The organism is Streptococcus thalassemiae (assembly GCF_903645285.1).
Taxonomy (GTDB): Bacteria; Bacillota; Bacilli; order Lactobacillales; family Streptococcaceae; genus Streptococcus; species Streptococcus thalassemiae.
Genome location: NZ_CAHJXN010000002.1, coordinates 286,930 through 305,679, shown reverse-complemented (window position 1 = coordinate 305,679; position 18,750 = coordinate 286,930). Strand labels below are relative to the sequence as shown.

Genomic DNA, 18,750 nt, shown 5'->3' with positions numbered 1-18,750 from the left:
ATGGGATCATTGATTCAAACCTATTTACCAAATGTCTATAAAATGGGCTGGGCTGGTCAAGCAGGCTGGGGAACAGCCATCTACCTAACTCTTTATATGACAGTTCTGTCCTTTATCATCGGAGGTTTCTTGGGGCTAGTGGCAGGCCTTTTCCTTGTCTTGACAGCGCCAGGTGGTGTCTTGGAAAATAAGGTTGTCTTTTGGATTTTGGATAAGATTACCTCTATTTTCCGTGCGGTACCATTTATCATTCTCTTGGCAGTCTTGTCACCCTTCTCTCATCTAATCGTAGGAACAAGCATTGGTCCAAATGCGGCTATCGTACCGCTATCTTTTGCAGTCTTTGCCTTCTTTGCCCGTCAGGTGCAGGTTGTCTTGGCTGAGCTAGATGGTGGTGTTATTGAGGCGGCTCAAGCGAGCGGAGCGACATTCTGGGATATCGTAGGTGTTTATCTATCCGAAGGTCTTCCAGATTTGATTCGTGTGACGACTGTAACCTTGATTTCCCTTGTTGGTGAAACGGCTATGGCTGGTGCGGTTGGAGCTGGTGGTATTGGTAACGTAGCCATCGCTTATGGATTTAACCGCTACAATCACGATGTGACCATCTTGGCAACCATCATTATCATTTTGATTATCTTTACAATCCAATTCTTGGGAGATTTCTTGACTAAGAAATTGAGCCATAAATAAAAAAGAGTTAGGGTATCTGTACATCATTCATAGGAGTTGCCGTATAGCCAAGACTTAAAATTTTCTGTACTGGTTGCTATCAATCGTCGCTTTTATGAGTTAGAGAGTTAAGAATTGTGGGGAGTCAATATGCAAAATCTGGGAGAAGTTTTTAAAGAATTGAGAAAGAGTCGAAATGTATCTCTACAGGAGGCGACGGGAGGAGAGTTTACTTATTCCATGCTGAGCAAATTTGAGCGTGGAGAAGCAGACTTATCATCTATGAAATTGATTACTGCCCTAGATAACATCCACTCTGATTTGAATGAATTTATGTACTTGGTACGTGGTTTTTCTCAGAAAAAGGTTTTGGCTTTTCAAGAAAATCTTTGGGATTTATATGACAGAGAAGGGATTGATTCTCTCCATTCCTTGTATGAAGAGACGACTCAAAAGTATAGATCAAGTGGTGAAACAAGCTATCTTTTACAAATGATTCGTATCAAAAGCCTTCTTGTGTTTTTTGATTCAGAAATAAGAGCAACGGATGAAGAACTGACTTTTCTCTATGACTATTTTTTTACTATTGACATCTGGGGAAATTATGAATTGGAACTATTTTCAACGATTTCTACTTTGTTTCCTCTGCCCCTTTATTTTAAATATTCTAGGGAGATGTTACAAAAGACGGATTTATTAGGCTCTTTACCTAGTAACAAAGTCGGTATCGATACCATTTTGATGAATGGACTTTTTAAAGCGATAGAGGAAAAGGATAAATTAAAAGCAGACTATTTTGTTTTTCAGATTGAAAAACGAGAATTGCCAGAATCTCAAGCTTATCTTAAAATCATTTATATGATTGCTAAAGGGTATTATGATACTATTTTTAATGTAAAAAATAAGGGTCTTGAAAAAATCCAGAGAGGCATTACAATCTTACAAGATTTAGAGTATATAGATGGTGCAAGATACTATGAAAACTATTTTGCAAATCAGCTTTCAAATAAAGATTTGTAATATATTCTCGTTACATCGACTGATGAAAAATAAATAGGCTTGTAGATGGATTGATAATTAGCAGTTTCTAGGCGCTAGAGTTCCTATTTTCAGAAAAAATATATTACAAAAAAGTGGGGAGTCCCGCTTTTTTTGTTAGACTGATTTCAATAGAATACTCTTTGAAATGTGAGAAAGGCCTATTATGAAACTATTCTTAAGACATCATTTATTTAGAATACTGACCTTATCAAGGTTTTTAAGCTCAAGTGGAGCTTATATTTATAATCTGGTATTTATCGTTTATGCTGCGAGTCTACCCTTTAAAAATATAGCTGTATTTATGGCGAATATGATTACGATTTTACCTTTCCTATTTACTTTTTATGTTGGTATTAAGGCTGATCATACTCGAAATAAAGCAGGGACAATTATCTGGGTTGGTTGTGTGCAAAGTCTCCTATTTCTTTTGATTGCTAGTGTGATTCATGATCAGAACTTCGTAACGTTTGCTTTTATCTGTATGGTTAATATCTGTTCAGATATTTTATCGGATTATACAGCAGGACTTCGTATGCCGATTATCCAGCATAATATTTCTGAAGATAAGCTCTATGAAGCTTATTCCTTTACTCAGTTTGTCTCCTATTTATCAAATCTAGGAGGTCAAGCCTTAGGAGTGTGGTTACTCACAACAAGCCACCAAAATTTTTCTTTTGTTGCAATTGTGAATGCTGGCTTCTTTTTACTATCTTCTCTCATTTTATTCAAAAATAGAAGAGAATTGACGTATTTGTCTGTAAGTGTAGAGGATAAGTCGATTAGTTTACTTCAACAAGTTAAGGCAATCTATGCGGACATGGATAATATATTTAGACAGAGAGAAAGTAAATCATTGCTTAAAATTATCCTTGTCATTTTGGTAATGAATACTTTAGGAGGAGCTGTTGGAGGTATTTATCACTTTTACTTATTAGACCATACTATCTATCATCTCAGCTATGCTCAATCCCTATTTTTAATTGAATGTGTTAGCTTAGGAGGAGCTATTCTTGGTAGCCTAACCCCAAATGATTATTTTGGAAAATTGTCGTTTTCAAGCTTGTTATCACTCAATGCAAGTCTGTTTGTATTACTTGCTACTGCTAATATTTTAGATTTTTCTCCTCTAGTAGGTGTTGTTTGCTTAGCCTTTGTCATGTATTTGATGTCGAAATCAATGCCTAAATTAGATACTCTGTTATTGTCTAATTTGAGTGCGGATGTATTAGCTAGAAGTAATAATCTCTTGAGTATGATTTTTTCCCTAACATTACCCTTGGGGATGTCTGTATTTTCCTTCTTAGCTTTGCAAGATATCAGCCTTTGTTGGTGGGTATTTTTGGTAGTGAGTGTGATAGGGTTGGTTTTATCTCTAGAAAAAAGAAGTTTTTCAGGTAAAAAATTTTAACCTAGGGGAAATCAGGCTTACTAGAAGGTCTTCCAGATTTGATCCGTGTGACGACTGTGACCTTGATTTCCCTTGTTGGGGAAACGGCTATGGCGGGGGCAGTTGGAGCTGGTGGTATCGGTAACGTGGCCATCGCTTATGGATTTAACCGCTACAATCACGATGTGACCATCTTGGCAACCATCATTATCATTTTTATTATCTTTGCGATCCAATTCTTGGGAGATTTCTTGACTAAGTCTTGAGCCATAAATAAAAAAGAGCCTCATGGCTCTTTTTTATTGACTAGATTTTCTGCGCAAATTTTTTACTCAAGGCTTGTCCAATCAAGGCACCCACTAGGGCTCCGATGACAATACTTGCGATAAATAGAAGGACAGTTCCAGGATTTGGCGCGACCATGATACGGTCGATATATTCTTGCGATTTTCCTCTTGCTAGAAGGGTTGCTATATAGGCTTGGGGTGCAATCCACATAAGTAAGATTGGACCAGTTGAGCTAAAGGCGAAAATAACGAAAGAAAGAAAGTTCTTTGTTTGATCCTTGTATTTTCCTAAATGAGCTACTCCATCTGCTAGGAGGCCACAGATAATTCCCGGAAGGAAGGCACCAGCACCGTGTTTAGATCCCAAGAAAAAGAGAGCCATGACAAGGCCGATAGTGGTAATGGCTCCAAAGCGCGGAACTTTTGCGACCAGGATCATATAGACACTACCGCCGACAAGGGCAGTAAAGGCAGGCGCATAAAACATGTTTCCAGTTTGGTCGAGGAGATTGCCCAAAAGGACACCAATCCCCATGCAGAGGAAGTAAAGAACTGCAAAAAGCAGTGTAGTTAAGATAGATTTTTTCATGAATTGTCTCCTGATAATTTTTTCACAATTCTCATTGTACCACGGTTTGATGGGATTGTAAATGGGGAGAAAGTGTTATTGTTTGCTTGTCAAACTAAATTTTTTATAGATTTGTTAATAGTAGATGGTTAGATTGTTTTACTGTAACGCTTAAACCAATTCTACCTTCGCAGAGTTACTAAACAAACAACGTATTAAGGCTGCCCAGCAGCTCTTGCTTTCAACCAGTGACAGTATCGAAGATATTTGTTATGCTGTTGGTTACAGTAACCTTGGATATTTCTATAAAGTGTTCCGAAAATTGTGCGGAAAATCGCCAAAAGCCTACCGAAAACAGGTAGAAACGATACTGTAAGATTTGTATTCCTTTACAAAATGTGCTATAATAAAAATAATATTATTAGGAGGTTCTATCATGAAAAAGAAACCGATTTATCTATGGGTCTTGCTAATCTTGTCTGCTCTTATTTCAGCAATGTCTCTGTTTGGAATGTTGAGCCCCTTACCTAGCAAAGAAGCCCTTCGTGCCGCTCAGAAACAAGTTGCAGGGGTCAGTGCCCAGCAATTAGAAGACAACATCAATTACAGCTATAGAGTAGCAGAATCAACTCATTCTATTTTTAATATGGCCTTGATTGTGCTATCTGCTATTTTAGTTGTAGTTGCGATTGTCTTCCTTGTTCGTAAGAATTTGCAATATGCAAACTATACTTATGTCGGCTATGTTTTGCTAGCCATTATTGGTTCGATTTATGGCTATGTTAGTTTACAGGACGCTGTGCAGTTGGTTCACGATGAGACCATGCGTTTAGGGATAAGTGTTATTTCACAAGCCGTTAGCATTCTCTCTATCGTCATCAATATTCTCTTCCTAGCCCTTGTCTTCTATAAGATGTGGCGTCAGCAGAAAGCCTTGGCAGAAGAAGAGGAAACAGAAGAACTTGCTTAAGTATTGACAAAAAAGAACTATCAAGATACAATCTTGGTAGTTCTTTTTCGATTAAAAATAAAATCATGGAGGTACATATGAAGACAATTTCTTTAGTTTATATTAGTTTGAGTGGCAACACTGAAAGTTTTGTGACGCGCTTGAAAGACCATCTCTTATCCCAGTACAAAGGGATTGAGGTTCAAAAGATTCATATCAAGGATTTGGTCAAGGAAGGTCACGATTTCTATGAAATGGACCATCCCTATGTCGCTTTTTTGCCGACCTACCTCGAAGGTGGGAATGGCGTTGATAACGGAGATGTTGAGATTTTGACGACACCCGTTGGGGATTTTATCGCCTATGGTGACAATGCTAGTAAGTGTTTTGGTGTGGTTGGTTCAGGAAATCGTAATTTTAATAACCAATACTGCCTGACAGCCAAGCAATATAGTCAACGTTTTGGCTTTCCTGTCTTGGCTGACTTTGAAATGCGAGGCATGCTGGAAGATATCAAACGTGTCGCAGCGATTATCGCAGATTTGTATGAGTTGGAAAAGGAGAATTAAAGTCAATATAAGAGGCGCTTGGGATTTTTCAACTGTTTTTTGAGTATAAACAGTCTTTGAGAACGTAAAAAAGCATAAGTTCAGGTCTTCAAAAACTTGTTCTTATGCTTTTTATCATAGAAATATTTGCTGCATTTTCTCTTGAAATGCAACCTTATACTCAATGAAAATCAAAGAGCAAACTAGGAAACTAGCCGCAGGCTGTACTTGAGTACGGCAAGGCGACGTTGACGTGGTTTGAATTTGATTTACGAAGAGTATTATCTTCATCTCGCGCTTGTCAGTTAACCTGCTTTTCCGATTGCGAGTGCGTAGATAAAGAAGATGGCAAAGCCAAAGAGGAAAAGCAATCCTGCAATGGCAAGGTGTTTGAGCCAAGAAGGAAGATTTTTGTTTTCACGCGTTACCAAGGCATAATTCAAAAGAGCAAAGAAAGGTGTTGTCAGGAAAGAGCCAATCATGGCAAAGCGGAGCATGGTTGACACCTGACCAGCGAAGAACTTGATAATGACGATACCGATGATAGCAGTGATGGTCATCCAGATGTTCAAAGATTTACGATTGTCTTCTTTTTGACTGATTAGCAGTCGGAGAGATTCCTGATTAACGCGAGAATAGCCATCAATAACAGTGATAACTGTTCCAAAGATACAGAGGAAGGCAATAAAGGTAATCAAGTAGCGGGACCATTCGCCAAGAACAGAGGCATACATGCCCACGAATTGGGAGATGTATTTGGCTGAAGCAGCTTCAACCGCCTGCCCTGTAGGATACTGAATCAGTGCTCCCAGTGCCACAAAGAAGACGGCTAGGATAGCTGTTCCAATATAACCAGTGTTAAAGTCAAACAGAGCGTCTTCTGTGTTAAAGTTGACGGTCTTTCTCTTTTCAGCTGACCAAAGTGAATTGATAGCTGAAATTTCAATAGGAGCCGGCATCCATCCTAGGAGGGAGACGATGAAGGGCAGAGCTGCCATTTGCCAAGGTGTCTTCTCGACAAAATCAGAACTGTATTCTGGATGCTTGACCGCCGCAATGATAACTGCAAGAACAGTCGCAATGGTTAAGGCAGACATAATCCATTTGACCATACCATCTAAGAGTTTGTAGCCTCCAAAGAGTAACATAGCCCAAATAATTGCAACGAGAATGAGGGACCACTGAGTGATGCTAAGACCGATCATTGGGAAGGCGCTGGCGATGATAGCTGAGCACAGAATGGCAACACCAGCCGTGTTGACCATAGCCGAAAAGACATTGAGGATAAAGAAAATCCAGAGATAGAGTTTTCCTTTTTCGGCATAACCTTCAACCAAAGTCTTTCCAGTATCAGCTGTGTATTCAGCACCAAAACGGAAAAATGGATATTTAAAGATATTGGCTAAGATGACCAAGAGGAGTAGCGACCACCCATAAGAACCACCAGCTTGAGTGGAAGATACAATGTGAGAACCTCCAACAGCGGCAGAAGCCATTAGGATTCCAGGTCCCATTGCTTTTAGTTTACTTGACCAGGTTGATTGATTTAAGGAAATAGCTTGCGACATGATAAATACTCCTTTTTGAATTTTCAGAATAATCTGGATATGTAATCTATATTCTACAAAAAACTTTGGGAAAATGCAAGAATATTTTGAAAAAAGATAGAAAATTACAGAAAATTTACAAAGAAGATCTGAAAATAACTGCTATGATAGCAAGGTGCAGCAGGATAAAGAAAAACCGAGGAGTTTCTTTCTCGGTTTTGCTTATTATGAGTTTCTTACTTTCTATGCTCCAAGAGTTGATTGATATGGTCTACTTTTTTAGCTTCTCTTTTATAGAGAATAGCCCAGATGATGAGGTAGACAATCGCAAACTCGATAATGAGCTGGAGATAGAAGATCCAGTGAAAAGGAAACCAACCTGCCAGAGTTGCTAGTGGGACAAAGCCAGCCAGCATAAGGAAGAAATGGGAAAGCGTCGCACGGAGCATGCTCCAGTCACGGCTGAATAATCGTTTACCAAAGTTGAAGAGAATACCGATAGCTGCCCAAATCAGTGTGCAGTAGAGCAAGACCAGGGCACCGTGAACCTGATACTGAGCCATCACTTGGCCGATGATAGAGTAGGGATTTAGTGGTGCGTAGGTACTCGGTGCATAAATGAGTGAAAAGATGATAGAGAGGATGAGGCCGATAAGAACACCGGTGGCTGCGTCGTGAAATACTTGTTTTTTCATAGTTCTAATTTCTCCTTGATGGTTTTTAGGTAACGGCGTGAAGAGTAGGTGAAGTTTTCATTTTTTAGAAAGATTTCTACTAGGCCGTTGGGCGTAAGCTTGAGATGAGAGATGAAGTCGATATTGATGATTTCTGATTGGGAAATTTGGATAAAATTGCTTGGCAGGAGTTCAAGGACCTGATAGAGTCGCAAATCAATGCTGTAGGTCTGACTCGCGGTTTCTGCTAGAACCTTCCGATTCTCGATATAGAAGCGTTGAATCTTGCCAATCTCAATGAGATAGACCTGATTATCGATTTTCCCTTTGATTTTTTCTGTTCGGTCCAGATTTTCTGCGAACTCGATGACTTTTTGGACTTTATCTGTCGGCTGAGGTGCTTGGACAATCAGTCTTTCCTCTTCGTAAGTTTCACTAATCTGTAGTTCTACTTTCATAAATTTCTCTCCTTTTCAGTTATACAAGGTTGTGATCACTTCCTGTATATCCTTATTAAACACTATTTTATGCCCCCTTGCAAGGGACTTTGTCTATGTGGAGGTATTTGGCTCCTATGTGGTGCTTACTTTTCTGTCCTATCTGAAATGTGGTATAATAGCACTAATCAATTGCTAGGAAAATAGATATAGAAAGGGGCTGAAAAATGTCTCATATTATTGAATTGCCAGAGGTGCTGGCAAACCAGATTGCAGCTGGAGAGGTTATCGAGCGTCCAGCTAGCGTTGTTAAGGAGCTGGTAGAAAATGCCATTGACGCTGGCTCTAGTCAGATTATCATTGAGATTGAGGAAGCTGGTCTCAAGAAGATTCAAATCACAGATAATGGTCATGGAATTGCCCACGATGAGGTAGAGCTGGCTCTGCGTCGTCATGCGACCAGCAAGATAAAAAATCAAGCAGACCTCTTTCGAATTCGGACGCTTGGTTTTCGTGGTGAAGCCCTGCCTTCTATTGCGTCTGTCAGTGTCTTGACTCTGTTGACGGCGATGGATGGCGCAAGTCACGGAACCAAGTTAGTCGCGCGTGGGGGTGAAGTTGAGGAAGTCATCCCAGCGACTAGTCCTGTGGGAACCAAGGTTTGTGTAGAGGATCTCTTCTTCAACACGCCTGCCCGCCTCAAGTATATGAAGAGTCAGCAAGCGGAGATGTCTCATATCATTGATATTGTCAACCGTCTGGGCTTGGCCCATCCTGAGATTTCTTTTAGCTTGATTAGTGATGGTAAGGAAATGACGCGAACAGCGGGAACAGGTCAATTGCGTCAAGCAATTGCAGGGATTTACGGTTTGGCGAGTGCTAAGAAGATGATTGAAATTGAGAACTCTGACCTAGATTTCGAAATTTCAGGTTTTGTGTCCTTGCCTGAGTTAACTCGAGCCAACCGCAACTATATCAGCCTCTTCATCAATGGTCGTTATATCAAGAATTTCCTACTCAATCGTGCTATTCTTGACGGTTATGGCAGTAAGCTCATGGTGGGGCGTTTTCCACTGGCTGTCATTCATATCCATATTGACCCTTATCTGGCTGATGTCAATGTGCATCCGACCAAGCAAGAGGTGCGGATTTCCAAGGAAAAAGAATTGATGGCCTTGGTTTCAGAAGCTATTTCTAATAGTCTCAAGGAGCAAACCTTGATACCTGATGCCTTGGAAAATCTTGCCAAATCGACCGTGCGCAATCGTGAGAAGGCGGAGCAGACTATTCTCCCACTCAAAGAAAATACGCTCTACTATGAGAAAACTGAGCCGACAAGACCTAGTCAAGCTGAAGTAGCTGATTATCAGGTAGAATTGACTGAGGAAGGACAGGATTTAACCCTGTTTGCCAAAGAAACCTTGGACCAATTGACCAAGCCAGCAAAACTGCATTTTGCAGAGAGAAAGCCAGCTAACTATGACCAACTAGACCATCCAGAGCTAGATTTAGCCAGTCTTGATAAGGCTTATGACAAACTGGAGCGAGAAGAATCATCAAGCTTCCCAGAATTGGAATTTTTCGGACAAATGCATGGAACCTATCTTTTTGCCCAAGGGCGAGATGGGCTTTATATCATAGACCAGCATGCGGCTCAGGAACGGGTCAAGTACGAGGAATATCGTGAAAGTATTGGCAATGTTGATCAGAGCCAGCAGCAACTCCTAGTGCCCTATATCTTTGAATTTCCTGCGGATGATGCCCTGCGTCTCAAGGAAAGAATGCCTCTCTTAGAGGAAGTGGGCGTCTTTCTAGCAGAGTACGGAGAAAATCAATTTATTCTACGTGAACATCCTATTTGGATGGCAGAAGAAGAGATTGAATCAGGCATCTATGAAATGTGCGACATGCTCCTTTTGACCAAGGAAGTTTCTATCAAGAAATATCGAGCAGAGTTGGCTATTATGATGTCCTGCAAACGGTCTATCAAGGCCAACCATCGTATTGATGATCATTCAGCTAGACAGCTGCTTTATCAGCTTTCTCAATGTGACAATCCCTATAACTGTCCCCACGGACGTCCTGTTTTGGTTCATTTTACCAAGTCGGATATGGAAAAGATGTTCCGACGCATTCAGGAAAATCACACCAGTCTCCGTGAATTAGGGAAATATTAAACTAAAAGGAAAACTATGTACGAATATTTAAAAGGAATCATTACCAAAATCACTGCTAAATACATTGTTCTTGAAACCAATGGTATCGGTTATATCCTGCATGTGGCCAATCCTTATGCCTATTCAGGTCAGGTTAATCAGGAGGCTCAGATTTATGTGCATCAAGTCGTGCGTGAGGACGCTCATCTGATTTATGGATTTCGCTCAGAAGACGAGAAAAAGCTCTTTCTCAGTCTGATTTCGGTATCTGGGATTGGTCCTGTATCAGCTCTGGCCATTATCGCTGCCGATGACAATGCTGGCTTGGTTCAAGCCATCGAAACCAAGAACATTACCTACTTAACCAAGTTTCCTAAAATTGGCAAGAAAACAGCCCAGCAGATGGTGTTGGACTTGGAAGGCAAGGTAGTAGTTGCTGGAGATGACCTTCCTGCTAAGGTCGCAGTGCAAGCAAGCGCTGAAAACCAAGAATTGGAAGAAGCCATGGAAGCCATGTTGGCACTGGGCTACAAGGCGACCGAACTCAAGAAAATCAAGAAATTCTTTGAAGGAACGACAGATACAGCTGAGAACTATATCAAGTCGGCTCTTAAAATGTTGGTTAAATAGGAGCAGAGCATGACAAAACGTTGTTCGTGGGTCAAGATGACCAATCCGCTCTACATCGCCTATCATGATGAGGAGTGGGGCCAGCCCCTCCATGATGATCAAGCATTGTTTGAGTTATTGTGTATGGAAACCTATCAGGCAGGTCTGTCTTGGGAAACGGTACTCAACAAACGCCAAGCTTTCCGAGAAGCCTTTCATGGCTATCAAATTCAAGCGGTCGCAGAAATGACAGATGCCGAATTGGAAAACTTGCTGGATAATCCAGCCATCATTCGAAATAGAGCCAAGATTTTTGCTACACGCGCTAACGCCCAAGCTTTTCTACGACTACAGGAAGAGTACGGCTCTTTTGATGCCTATCTTTGGTCTTTTGTTGAGGGGAAAACTGTCGTTAACGATGTTCCTGATTATCGCCAAGCCCCAGCTAAAACACCCTTATCTGAGAAATTAGCCAAAGATCTCAAAAAACGAGGCTTCAAGTTCACAGGCCCAGTCGCCGTATTGTCTTTTCTACAGGCTGCAGGGCTAGTTGATGACCACGAGAATGATTGTGAGTGGAAAAGCAGCAATTAGTGAGTATAGGTAATTAGAATATCTGAGAATATAGAAAAAAGCTGAGAAATTTTTCCCAGCTTTTTATATATACTATTAGATTTGTTAGAGTGAAGTCAAAAAAGTGATTCCACCTAAAATAACACCAGCTGAATTTGGAATGATTAGTATCCAATCCTTCTTAGGTTCCTTTGTCCATCCATAAATAACCCAGATTAAGCAAGATATAGCAGCTGATAAAGGTTGAAATGGTTGAGCTTTATTTCCCTGTAAATTAGCGATAATTTGAGGTATGTAGGCAATAAATACTATAATTCCAATAAAGGCACCAATAGAACCTACGATTCGATTAATTTTTTGTTTTGTCATATACACCTCCTTCAAAAGGATAACATAGAAATTAGCGAAATGCAATAAATTCAGATACAAATTGTAACGAAAACGAATACAAAAGCACAAAAATAGAGAAACTATTTATTTTTTGTTATAGTCAAAGCGAATGACTTGCTCCTTTGCATCTACATAGGCGTGAACTCCGAAGGGAACAATGGCTCTTGGAGTTGCGTGTCCGATATTCAGATTATAGACAATCGGGATATTGCTGTCAATGATATCCAATAGTGCCTCTTTATAGTCGTCATAGAAAGTTTCATCCATAGGTTTTCCTACCAAGAGTCCACTGATGACCTCGAATATCCCAGTGTCCTTTAAAGTTCGCAACATCTTTTTGAAGTCTTCTGGCTCAGGCTTTTCTTCGCTTGTTTCTAGCAAGAGGATTTTTCCTTCCCAGTCTGACAAGTCAGGGAAAAGTTTGTATTTTTGGCAGAGCTCCGTGTTGTCTGCGTATCGGGAGTTGTCAAAGATATCGTAGAGGGATTCGAGGCAGCCACCGAGGATTTTCCCCTCGAACTGGGCATTTCCTTGCAATAATTCAAAACCGGTATTTGGATGACTGACACGAGGTGTCCCCAGAGCCTTGGGACTAAAATCAGTTCGTTCCTCATACCAAACGTCACTGGAGCGGATTTCTGAGATTCTTCCCGTCTCAATCAATTCTTTAAAGTAGTGAAGGCTATAGGTTAACATTTCTTTGTCCAATTCACAAATGTCTGCTAAGAAGGATTGACCATAAAAAGTCTTGATTCCTAGTTTATGCAACATGAGGTGGTTCATGGTTGTATCCGAGAAGCCAAGAAAAATTTTTTGTTTGATAACCTTTTGGAGTTGGTTATTTTCAAAAAGATAAGGCAACAAACGATAGGTATCGTCTCCACCGATGGCACATAGGATCATATCGATGCTATCATCAGAAAAGGCATGAATCAAATCCTCTGCACGAGCTTCAGGATGGTCCTTGATAAAGTCTAAGCCTTTTAACGAATGGGGCAAAAAGATAGGATTGAGTCCCAGATCCTTGAGACGTTGGACACCTAAGTCTACTTCGTGTTTGACAAAGTCCTCTCCGATAATGCCACTAGACAAACTAACAATACCAATAGTAGAAATCATATTTTATCCTCCTAGAAATAGATTGAGCCTATTTTATCACAAAAGATTAGATAGAGCTATGTGGGATTTCAGAAGAATGCTTTTAAATCAAGAAAGAGCCGTGAAAAAGCAACCGCATCTGCAGTTGCTTTTTTCTCTATTCTTAATAGCGTGTTGGTCCTGCGCTTGCGCTGCGGATATTCAAGCGTTTCTTGAGATAGAAGCGAAGGGCTAGGAGAACTGCTCCGATAATAGCCAGTGGCACTGGAGCAAGTACTGGGTTAAGGCTAGCTGGTAGGAAGCTTGTTGCAAAGAAGACAAGCAACCAAAGGAACATAGAAGCTAGGATAACTAGTACAGATTTCCAGAAAGGTGGGCGTTGACTGCGATCCATGTCTGGTCCATAATACTGGTAAACAAAGTAGTACATCAAGTAGAAGGCAAATCCACCAACCAGTCCAACTAATAGAAGAGTAATCAATCCATAGCCGAAAGCTTGATCTGCCGCAAAGAAGGTTGTGAGGGCGCTGACGAGGGCAAAGAGGCTAGTGATGAAAAGGGCTGAGTCCATAATCATGAGTTTTGGATCATCATTTTCTTTTGGATGCTCTTTTTCATATTGTTCCTTGACAGTGAAACTATGAGCCCAGTGGGTCGGTGCGCCATAGAGGGAGCGAGCAGTCGTACCTTTAGATTGCTCCTCAAGGATTTGGGGAATAACTTCCTCAAAAATAGCCTTGATTTCAGCGTCTGTTTTCCCATCTTTGATGAATTGTTGGGTAGCGATGTGGACAAACTCTTGGTTTTTCTTAGTTAATTTTTGTAGATCAATCTGAGACATAGGAACTCCTCTTAGAACCATTTTTTATGGATGAGATAGAGAGTGAGCGAGACACTCATAGCAAAGGCGATAAATACGATTAACCAGAAGGCATTTGGCTCTCCGTTTAGGGGGATTTCATTATCCTTAAAGTTCATCCCGTAGGCAGAAAAGACCATGGTTGGGATGGACATAACGATGGTCACAAGGGCCAAGGTTTTCATGATGTTGTTCTGGTTGTTGGAAATGATAGAGGCAAAGGTCTCTGTCATAGAATGCAAGACGTTTCCATAAATATCTGCCATCTCGATGGCCTGTTGGGTTTCAATCAGGGTGTCTTCAAGCAGGTCTTCGTCCTCAAGGTATTTCTTGATATTGCTGGTTGAGCTGGTCAATTTCTTAATCACACGCTCATTTGTTTTGAGGGAAGCCTTGAAATAGACGATGGTTTTTTCCAATTCCATGAGCTCAATCAATTCTTCATTACGAGTTGATTGATGCAGTTGACTTTCGATTTGTTCACTCTTGCGGTCAATCGAACGAAGGGCTGTTAGGTAAAGCTCTGCATTGCGATAGAGAATCTGAAAGATAAAACGTGAACGCATGAAGGTGTAGAAATTACGCAAGCGACGGTTGATAAAGACATCGAGGACTGGTAATGGTTCCAAACACGTAGTGATAATGGTTTCCTCAGTGATGATAATACCAAGCGGGATGGTTACGTAGTAGGTGCGGTTATTTCTTTCCTCTGTGACTGGCACGTCTACAATGATCAGGGTATACTCGTCTTCAATTGTAATACGAGACATTTCTTCCGCATCGAGCGGTGCTCGGAGGTCGGCAATGTCGATATCGAAGGCGTTAGCGATTTCGAGTGATTCATTTTGAGTCGGATTAACGAGATTGATCCAAGTACCCGGTTCAAGCGTATCGATCTCTTTAAATTCAGTTGTTGTAGAGAGAAAAACTTGTTTCATATCCCTTATCCTTTCTCATTTTTCAGATTTTTTCACACCGTACTATTATACTACAAAATCGGCCTTTTGGGTAATAGAATCTCACTTTTTTTGGTATAATGGTAAGCAATAATGGACTAGAAAGAACAAAAATGCAAGATAAAATTGTCATTCATGGGGCGCGTGCCCATAATTTAAAAAATATTGATGTGGAGATTCCGCGAGACAAGCTGGTTGTTGTGACCGGCTTGTCAGGTTCAGGGAAATCCAGTCTGGCCTTTGATACCCTCTATGCGGAGGGACAACGTCGCTATGTAGAGAGTCTATCAGCCTACGCTCGTCAGTTCTTGGGCAATATGGAAAAACCAGATGTAGATGCCATTGATGGTCTCAGCCCAGCTATTTCCATCGACCAGAAAACGACTAGTAAAAATCCTCGCTCGACGGTGGGAACCACGACTGAAATCAATGACTATCTGCGTCTCCTCTACGCGCGTGTGGGGACGCCTTACTGTATCAACGGGCATGGGGCTATCAAGGCTTCTTCTGTGGAGCAAATCGTGGATAAGGTTTTAGAATTGCCTGAACGCCAACGCTTGCAGATTTTAGCCCCTGTCATCCGCAAGAAAAAAGGACAGCACAAGAGCGTTGTTGAAAAGATTCAGAAAGATGGGTATGTTCGGGTCCGTGTGGATGGGGAAGTCTATGATGTGACCGAAGTGCCAGAGTTGTCCAAGAGCAGGCAACACAATATTGATGTCGTGGTTGACCGTATTGTTATCAAGGAGGGTATCCGTAGTCGTCTCTTTGATTCCATTGAGGCTGCCCTTCGTATCGCAGAAGGCTATGTCATTATCGACACTATGGATGACTCTGAGTTGTTGTTCTCTGAGCATTATGCCTGCCCAGTTTGTGGCTTTACTGTGCCAGAGTTAGAGCCTCGTCTCTTCTCTTTCAATGCTCCCTTTGGCTCTTGTAGTGAGTGTGATGGCTTGGGCATCAAGCTGGAGGTGGATACTGATTTGGTAGTGCCAGATGCCAGTAAAACCTTACGTGAGGGAGCCTTAGCTCCTTGGAATCCTATCTCATCCAACTACTATCCAAATATGCTAGAGCAGGCTATGACAGCTTTTGGAGTGGATATGGATAAGCCTTTTGAGAACTTGTCAGAAGAAGATAAGAACTTGATTCTCTATGGGTCTGATGGTAAGGAATTCCATTTCCACTATGAGAATGAATTTGGCGGTGTGCGTGATATTGACATTCTGTTTGAAGGAGTTGTCAATAATATCAAGCGTCGCTATCACGAGACAAACAGCGATTACACGCGCACCCAGATGCGCCTCTACATGAATGAGCTGACCTGCGGAACTTGTCACGGCTATCGTCTCAATGATCAGGCCTTGTCTGTCCGTGTAGGTGGTGAGCAAGGGCCACATATCGGAGAAATTTCAGACCTGTCTATCGCAGACCACTTGGACTTGGTAAGCCAGTTGACTCTATCTGAAAATGAAGCCATCATTGCTCGCCCAATCCTCAAGGAAATCAAGGACCGTTTGACCTTCCTTAATAATGTGGGTCTTAACTATCTGACTCTGTCACGTTCAGCAGGAACTCTTTCAGGTGGGGAAAGTCAGCGTATTCGTTTGGCAACACAAATTGGTTCCAACCTATCAGGTGTCCTCTATATCCTAGATGAGCCGTCAATCGGTCTTCACCAGAGGGACAATGATCGTCTGATTGCCAGTCTCAAAAAGATGCGTGATTTGGGTAATACTCTCATAGTAGTGGAACATGACGAAGATACCATGCGTGAGGCTGATTATCTGATTGACGTTGGTCCCGGTGCGGGAGTATTTGGTGGGGAGATTGTCGCCGCAGGTACGCCCAAGCAGGTAGCTCGTAACAGTAAGTCTATCACAGGCCAGTACTTGTCAGGCAAACGTGCCATTCCAGTGCCAACAGAGCGCCGTGTCGGAAATGGTCGTTTTATCGAGGTGACGGGAGCGCGTGAGAACAATCTGCAAAATGTCACAGCTCGCTTCCCACTAGGAAAATTCATCGCGGTGACAGGGGTATCAGGTTCAGGGAAATCGACCCTAATCAATAGCATTCTCAAAAAAGCCATTGCTCAAAAACTCAACCGCAATTCAGACAAACCTGGTAAATTCAAGACCATAACAGGGATTGAGCATGTAGACCGCTTGATTGACATTGACCAGAGTCCAATTGGACGAACGCCGAGGTCTAACCCTGCTACCTATACAGGAGTTTTTGACGATATACGTGACCTCTTTGCTCAGACAAATGAGGCCAAGATTCGTGGTTACAAAAAGGGACGTTTCAGTTTCAATGTTAAGGGTGGTCGTTGTGAAGCCTGCTCAGGTGACGGGATTATCAAGATTGAGATGCACTTCTTGCCAGATGTTTACGTGGCTTGTGAAGTTTGCCACGGGACTCGCTACAACAGTGAAACCCTAGAAGTTCACTACAAGGAAAAGAATATCTCGCAGGTCTTGGACATGACCGTTAACGATGCGGTGGAGTTCTTCCAACACATTCCGAAAATTCAACGCAAACTTCAGACCATCAAGGATGTGGGGCTAGGCTATGTCACGCTAGGACAGCCAGCTACCACCCTTTCTGGGGGAGAAGCCCAGCGTATGAAACTGGCTAGTGAACTTCACAAACGATCGACAGGAAAATCTTTCTACATTCTGGATGAGCCGACGACAGGTCTTCATACTGAGGATATTGCTCGCTTGCTTAAGGTTTTAGCTCGCTTTGTAGACGATGGCAATACAGTCCTTGTTATCGAGCACAATCTAGATGTTATTAAGACTGCAGACCATATTATTGACTTGGGTCCTGAGGGCGGTGTCGGTGGTGGAACCATCATCGCAACAGGAACTCCAGAAGAAGTAGCTGCTAACCAAGCCAGCTACACAGGACAGTATTTGAAAGGAAAGTTACATCATGAATAAACGTGTACAAGCATTTCTAGCTAAAATGCAAGAAAAAGAACTAGATGGTATCATCATCAATAACCTTAAAAACGTCTATTACCTGACTGGTTTTTGGGGCTCAAACGGAACAGTCTTTATCAGCCGTGACCGTCAGGTCTTGGTGACAGACTCTCGCTATATCATTGCAGCCAAGCAAGAAACCAATGGTTTTGAGATTGTGGCTGATCGTGATGAATTGGCTGTCATTGCAGGAATTGTTAAGGACATGGGCTTGTCTCGCATTGGTTTTGAAGATGAGATTTCAGTATCTTATTACCACCGTATGCAGGCAGCCTTTGAAGGAATTGACTTGCTTCCACAAACTCAGTTTGTCGAAGGACTCCGAATGATTAAGGATGAAGCGGAGATTGCAGCTATTCGCAAGGCTTGTTCTATCTCAGACCAAGCTTTCCGCGATGCGCTTGACTTTATCAAACCAGGAAAGACTGAAATTGAGATTGCCAACTTCCTTGACTTCCGCATGCGTGAGTTGGGAGCATCTGGCTTGTCTTTTGACACCATTCTAGCTAGCGGTATCAACTCTTCTAAACCTCATGCCCATCCCATGCACAAACCAGTTGAGCTAGGAGAAGCCATTACTATGGACTTTGGATGCCTCTACGACCACTATGTCAGTGATATGACACGGACTATCTATCTAGGACATGTTAGCGACGAGCAAGCAGAGATTTACAATACAGTTCTAAAAGCTAACCAAGCCTTGATTGACCAAGCCAAGGCTGGTTTAGGTTTCCGTGACTTTGACAAAATCCCTCGTGATATTATCATCGAGGCAGGCTATGGCGACTACTTTACTCACGGTATCGGACACGGTATTGGACTGGATATTCATGAGGAACCATACTTTAGCCAGACTTCTACAGAAACTATTAAGGCAGGTATGGCCTTGACCGATGAACCAGGTATCTACATCGAAGGCAAATATGGTGTTCGTATCGAGGATGATATTCTGATTACAGAGACAGGTTGTGAATTGTTGACCCTAGCTCCAAAAGAGTTGATAGTTATTTAA

The 18,750-nt window shown here is 41.7% G+C and carries 18 protein-coding genes and 2 pseudogenes; 12 read left to right on the top strand and 8 right to left on the bottom strand.

Features of this window, described 5'->3' with window-relative positions:
• The 4 genes and pseudogenes from HWX15_RS04095 to HWX15_RS04080 form a co-directional block, all read left to right on the top strand.
• A complete protein-coding gene (locus tag HWX15_RS04095) occupies positions 1-693 on the top strand; it encodes a methionine ABC transporter permease (protein ID WP_175880350.1) in 693 nt (230 codons plus the stop codon).
• Between the two features lie 261 nt (positions 694-954).
• The gene (locus HWX15_RS04090) at positions 955-1,692 is read left to right on the top strand and encodes an Rgg family transcriptional regulator (RefSeq protein WP_254867336.1); all 738 of its coding nucleotides are present in this window, start codon (positions 955-957) and stop codon (positions 1,690-1,692) included.
• A gap of 184 nt (positions 1,693-1,876) precedes the next feature.
• Complete coding sequence (locus tag HWX15_RS04085; protein ID WP_175880348.1) at positions 1,877-3,121, top strand: MFS transporter; 1,245 nt, start codon at positions 1,877-1,879, stop codon at positions 3,119-3,121.
• A gap of 17 nt (positions 3,122-3,138) precedes the next feature.
• Positions 3,139-3,377: pseudogene (locus HWX15_RS04080) on the top strand (ABC transporter permease); the annotation flags it as partial.
• A 29-nt stretch (positions 3,378-3,406) separates the two neighbouring features.
• Here the strand turns inward: HWX15_RS04080 and HWX15_RS04075 are convergent.
• Positions 3,407-3,976 (bottom strand): MptD family putative ECF transporter S component, encoded by a 570-nt coding sequence (locus HWX15_RS04075; RefSeq protein ID WP_175880347.1) that lies wholly within the window; start codon positions 3,974-3,976, stop codon positions 3,407-3,409.
• Between the two features lie 154 nt (positions 3,977-4,130).
• Here HWX15_RS04075 and HWX15_RS04070 point away from each other — a divergent pair.
• From HWX15_RS04070 to nrdI, 3 genes and pseudogenes are all read left to right on the top strand, one after another.
• Positions 4,131-4,331 (top strand): annotated as a pseudogene (locus HWX15_RS04070) (helix-turn-helix domain-containing protein); the annotation flags it as partial.
• Positions 4,332-4,391: 60 nt separating this feature from the next.
• Entirely contained in the window at positions 4,392-4,925 is a 534-nt protein-coding gene (locus HWX15_RS04065; RefSeq protein WP_175880346.1) for an ABC transporter permease, read from the top strand.
• A gap of 77 nt (positions 4,926-5,002) precedes the next feature.
• Positions 5,003-5,473 carry a class Ib ribonucleoside-diphosphate reductase assembly flavoprotein NrdI gene (gene nrdI, locus HWX15_RS04060; protein ID WP_175880345.1) on the top strand — a complete coding sequence of 157 codons (471 nt, stop codon included), beginning with the start codon at positions 5,003-5,005 and terminating at the stop codon, positions 5,471-5,473.
• 284 nt (positions 5,474-5,757) lie between these two features.
• Here the strand turns inward: nrdI and HWX15_RS04055 are convergent, their stop codons facing one another.
• From HWX15_RS04055 to HWX15_RS04045, 3 genes are all read right to left on the bottom strand, one after another.
• Positions 5,758-7,020 (bottom strand): NRAMP family divalent metal transporter, encoded by a 1,263-nt coding sequence (locus HWX15_RS04055; RefSeq protein ID WP_175880344.1) that lies wholly within the window; start codon positions 7,018-7,020, stop codon positions 5,758-5,760.
• A 215-nt stretch (positions 7,021-7,235) separates the two neighbouring features.
• A complete protein-coding gene (locus HWX15_RS04050) occupies positions 7,236-7,694 on the bottom strand; it encodes a DUF3021 domain-containing protein (protein WP_175880343.1) in 459 nt (152 codons plus the stop codon).
• A complete protein-coding gene (locus HWX15_RS04045) occupies positions 7,691-8,131 on the bottom strand; it encodes a LytTR family DNA-binding domain-containing protein (protein WP_175880342.1) in 441 nt (146 codons plus the stop codon). The genes HWX15_RS04050 and HWX15_RS04045 overlap by 4 nt, the downstream gene beginning before the upstream one ends.
• A gap of 206 nt (positions 8,132-8,337) precedes the next feature.
• On the opposite strand from HWX15_RS04045, the gene mutL reads away from it, so the two are divergent.
• The 3 genes from mutL to HWX15_RS04030 are packed head-to-tail and all read left to right on the top strand — an operon-like array spanning position 8,338 to position 11,469.
• Entirely contained in the window at positions 8,338-10,287 is a 1,950-nt protein-coding gene (gene mutL / locus HWX15_RS04040) for a DNA mismatch repair endonuclease MutL (RefSeq protein ID WP_175880341.1), read from the top strand.
• A 15-nt stretch (positions 10,288-10,302) separates the two neighbouring features.
• On the top strand, positions 10,303-10,896 hold the full coding sequence (ruvA, locus tag HWX15_RS04035) for a Holliday junction branch migration protein RuvA (RefSeq protein ID WP_049525129.1): 594 nt from the start codon (positions 10,303-10,305) through the stop codon (positions 10,894-10,896).
• 9 nt (positions 10,897-10,905) lie between these two features.
• On the top strand, positions 10,906-11,469 hold the full coding sequence (locus HWX15_RS04030) for a DNA-3-methyladenine glycosylase I (RefSeq protein ID WP_175880340.1): 564 nt from the start codon (positions 10,906-10,908) through the stop codon (positions 11,467-11,469).
• 84 nt (positions 11,470-11,553) lie between these two features.
• On the opposite strand, the gene HWX15_RS04025 is transcribed toward HWX15_RS04030, so the two are convergent.
• The 4 genes from HWX15_RS04025 to HWX15_RS04010 form a co-directional block, all read right to left on the bottom strand.
• Positions 11,554-11,817: a SemiSWEET family transporter gene (locus HWX15_RS04025; RefSeq protein ID WP_000166114.1), complete on the bottom strand. Its 264-nt coding sequence runs from the start codon at positions 11,815-11,817 to the stop codon at positions 11,554-11,556.
• Positions 11,818-11,922: 105 nt separating this feature from the next.
• The gene (locus HWX15_RS04020) at positions 11,923-12,957 is read right to left on the bottom strand and encodes a S66 family peptidase (RefSeq protein ID WP_175880339.1); all 1,035 of its coding nucleotides are present in this window, start codon (positions 12,955-12,957) and stop codon (positions 11,923-11,925) included.
• Between the two features lie 142 nt (positions 12,958-13,099).
• Positions 13,100-13,777 carry a DUF1129 domain-containing protein gene (locus HWX15_RS04015; protein ID WP_175880338.1) on the bottom strand — a complete coding sequence of 226 codons (678 nt, stop codon included), beginning with the start codon at positions 13,775-13,777 and terminating at the stop codon, positions 13,100-13,102.
• Positions 13,778-13,788: 11 nt separating this feature from the next.
• Positions 13,789-14,733, bottom strand: a complete 945-nt coding sequence (locus HWX15_RS04010) for a magnesium transporter CorA family protein (protein ID WP_000815623.1) — start codon at positions 14,731-14,733, stop codon at positions 13,789-13,791.
• Positions 14,734-14,864: 131 nt separating this feature from the next.
• Here HWX15_RS04010 and uvrA point away from each other — a divergent pair, with 131 nt between their 5' ends.
• Complete coding sequence (gene uvrA / locus HWX15_RS04005; protein ID WP_175880337.1) at positions 14,865-17,696, top strand: excinuclease ABC subunit UvrA; 2,832 nt, start codon at positions 14,865-14,867, stop codon at positions 17,694-17,696.
• Complete coding sequence (locus HWX15_RS04000; RefSeq protein ID WP_175880336.1) at positions 17,689-18,750, top strand: M24 family metallopeptidase; 1,062 nt, start codon at positions 17,689-17,691, stop codon at positions 18,748-18,750. Before uvrA ends, HWX15_RS04000 begins: the two co-directional genes overlap by 8 nt.

Bases quoted from the DNA above. Each gene is read 5' to 3' on its own strand.
- HWX15_RS04075 (WP_175880347.1), bottom strand. From the start codon at position 3,976: ATGAAAAAATCTATCTTAACTACACTGCTTTTTGCAGTTCTTTACTTC.
- HWX15_RS04095 (WP_175880350.1), top strand. From the start codon at position 1: ATGGGATCATTGATTCAAACCTATTTACCAAATGTCTATAAAATGGGC.
- uvrA (WP_175880337.1), top strand. From the start codon at position 14,865: ATGCAAGATAAAATTGTCATTCATGGGGCGCGTGCCCATAATTTAAAA.
- HWX15_RS04015 (WP_175880338.1), bottom strand. From the start codon at position 13,777: ATGTCTCAGATTGATCTACAAAAATTAACTAAGAAAAACCAAGAGTTT.
- nrdI (WP_175880345.1), top strand. From the start codon at position 5,003: ATGAAGACAATTTCTTTAGTTTATATTAGTTTGAGTGGCAACACTGAA.
- HWX15_RS04025 (WP_000166114.1), bottom strand. From the start codon at position 11,817: ATGACAAAACAAAAAATTAATCGAATCGTAGGTTCTATTGGTGCCTTT.
- HWX15_RS04085 (WP_175880348.1), top strand. From the start codon at position 1,877: ATGAAACTATTCTTAAGACATCATTTATTTAGAATACTGACCTTATCA.
- HWX15_RS04020 (WP_175880339.1), bottom strand. From the start codon at position 12,957: ATGATTTCTACTATTGGTATTGTTAGTTTGTCTAGTGGCATTATCGGA.
- HWX15_RS04010 (WP_000815623.1), bottom strand. From the start codon at position 14,733: ATGAAACAAGTTTTTCTCTCTACAACAACTGAATTTAAAGAGATCGAT.
- HWX15_RS04090 (WP_254867336.1), top strand. From the start codon at position 955: ATGAAATTGATTACTGCCCTAGATAACATCCACTCTGATTTGAATGAA.
- HWX15_RS04030 (WP_175880340.1), top strand. From the start codon at position 10,906: ATGACAAAACGTTGTTCGTGGGTCAAGATGACCAATCCGCTCTACATC.
- mutL (WP_175880341.1), top strand. From the start codon at position 8,338: ATGTCTCATATTATTGAATTGCCAGAGGTGCTGGCAAACCAGATTGCA.
- HWX15_RS04045 (WP_175880342.1), bottom strand. From the start codon at position 8,131: ATGAAAGTAGAACTACAGATTAGTGAAACTTACGAAGAGGAAAGACTG.
- HWX15_RS04050 (WP_175880343.1), bottom strand. From the start codon at position 7,694: ATGAAAAAACAAGTATTTCACGACGCAGCCACCGGTGTTCTTATCGGC.
- HWX15_RS04055 (WP_175880344.1), bottom strand. From the start codon at position 7,020: ATGTCGCAAGCTATTTCCTTAAATCAATCAACCTGGTCAAGTAAACTA.
- HWX15_RS04000 (WP_175880336.1), top strand. From the start codon at position 17,689: ATGAATAAACGTGTACAAGCATTTCTAGCTAAAATGCAAGAAAAAGAA.
- ruvA (WP_049525129.1), top strand. From the start codon at position 10,303: ATGTACGAATATTTAAAAGGAATCATTACCAAAATCACTGCTAAATAC.
- HWX15_RS04065 (WP_175880346.1), top strand. From the start codon at position 4,392: ATGAAAAAGAAACCGATTTATCTATGGGTCTTGCTAATCTTGTCTGCT.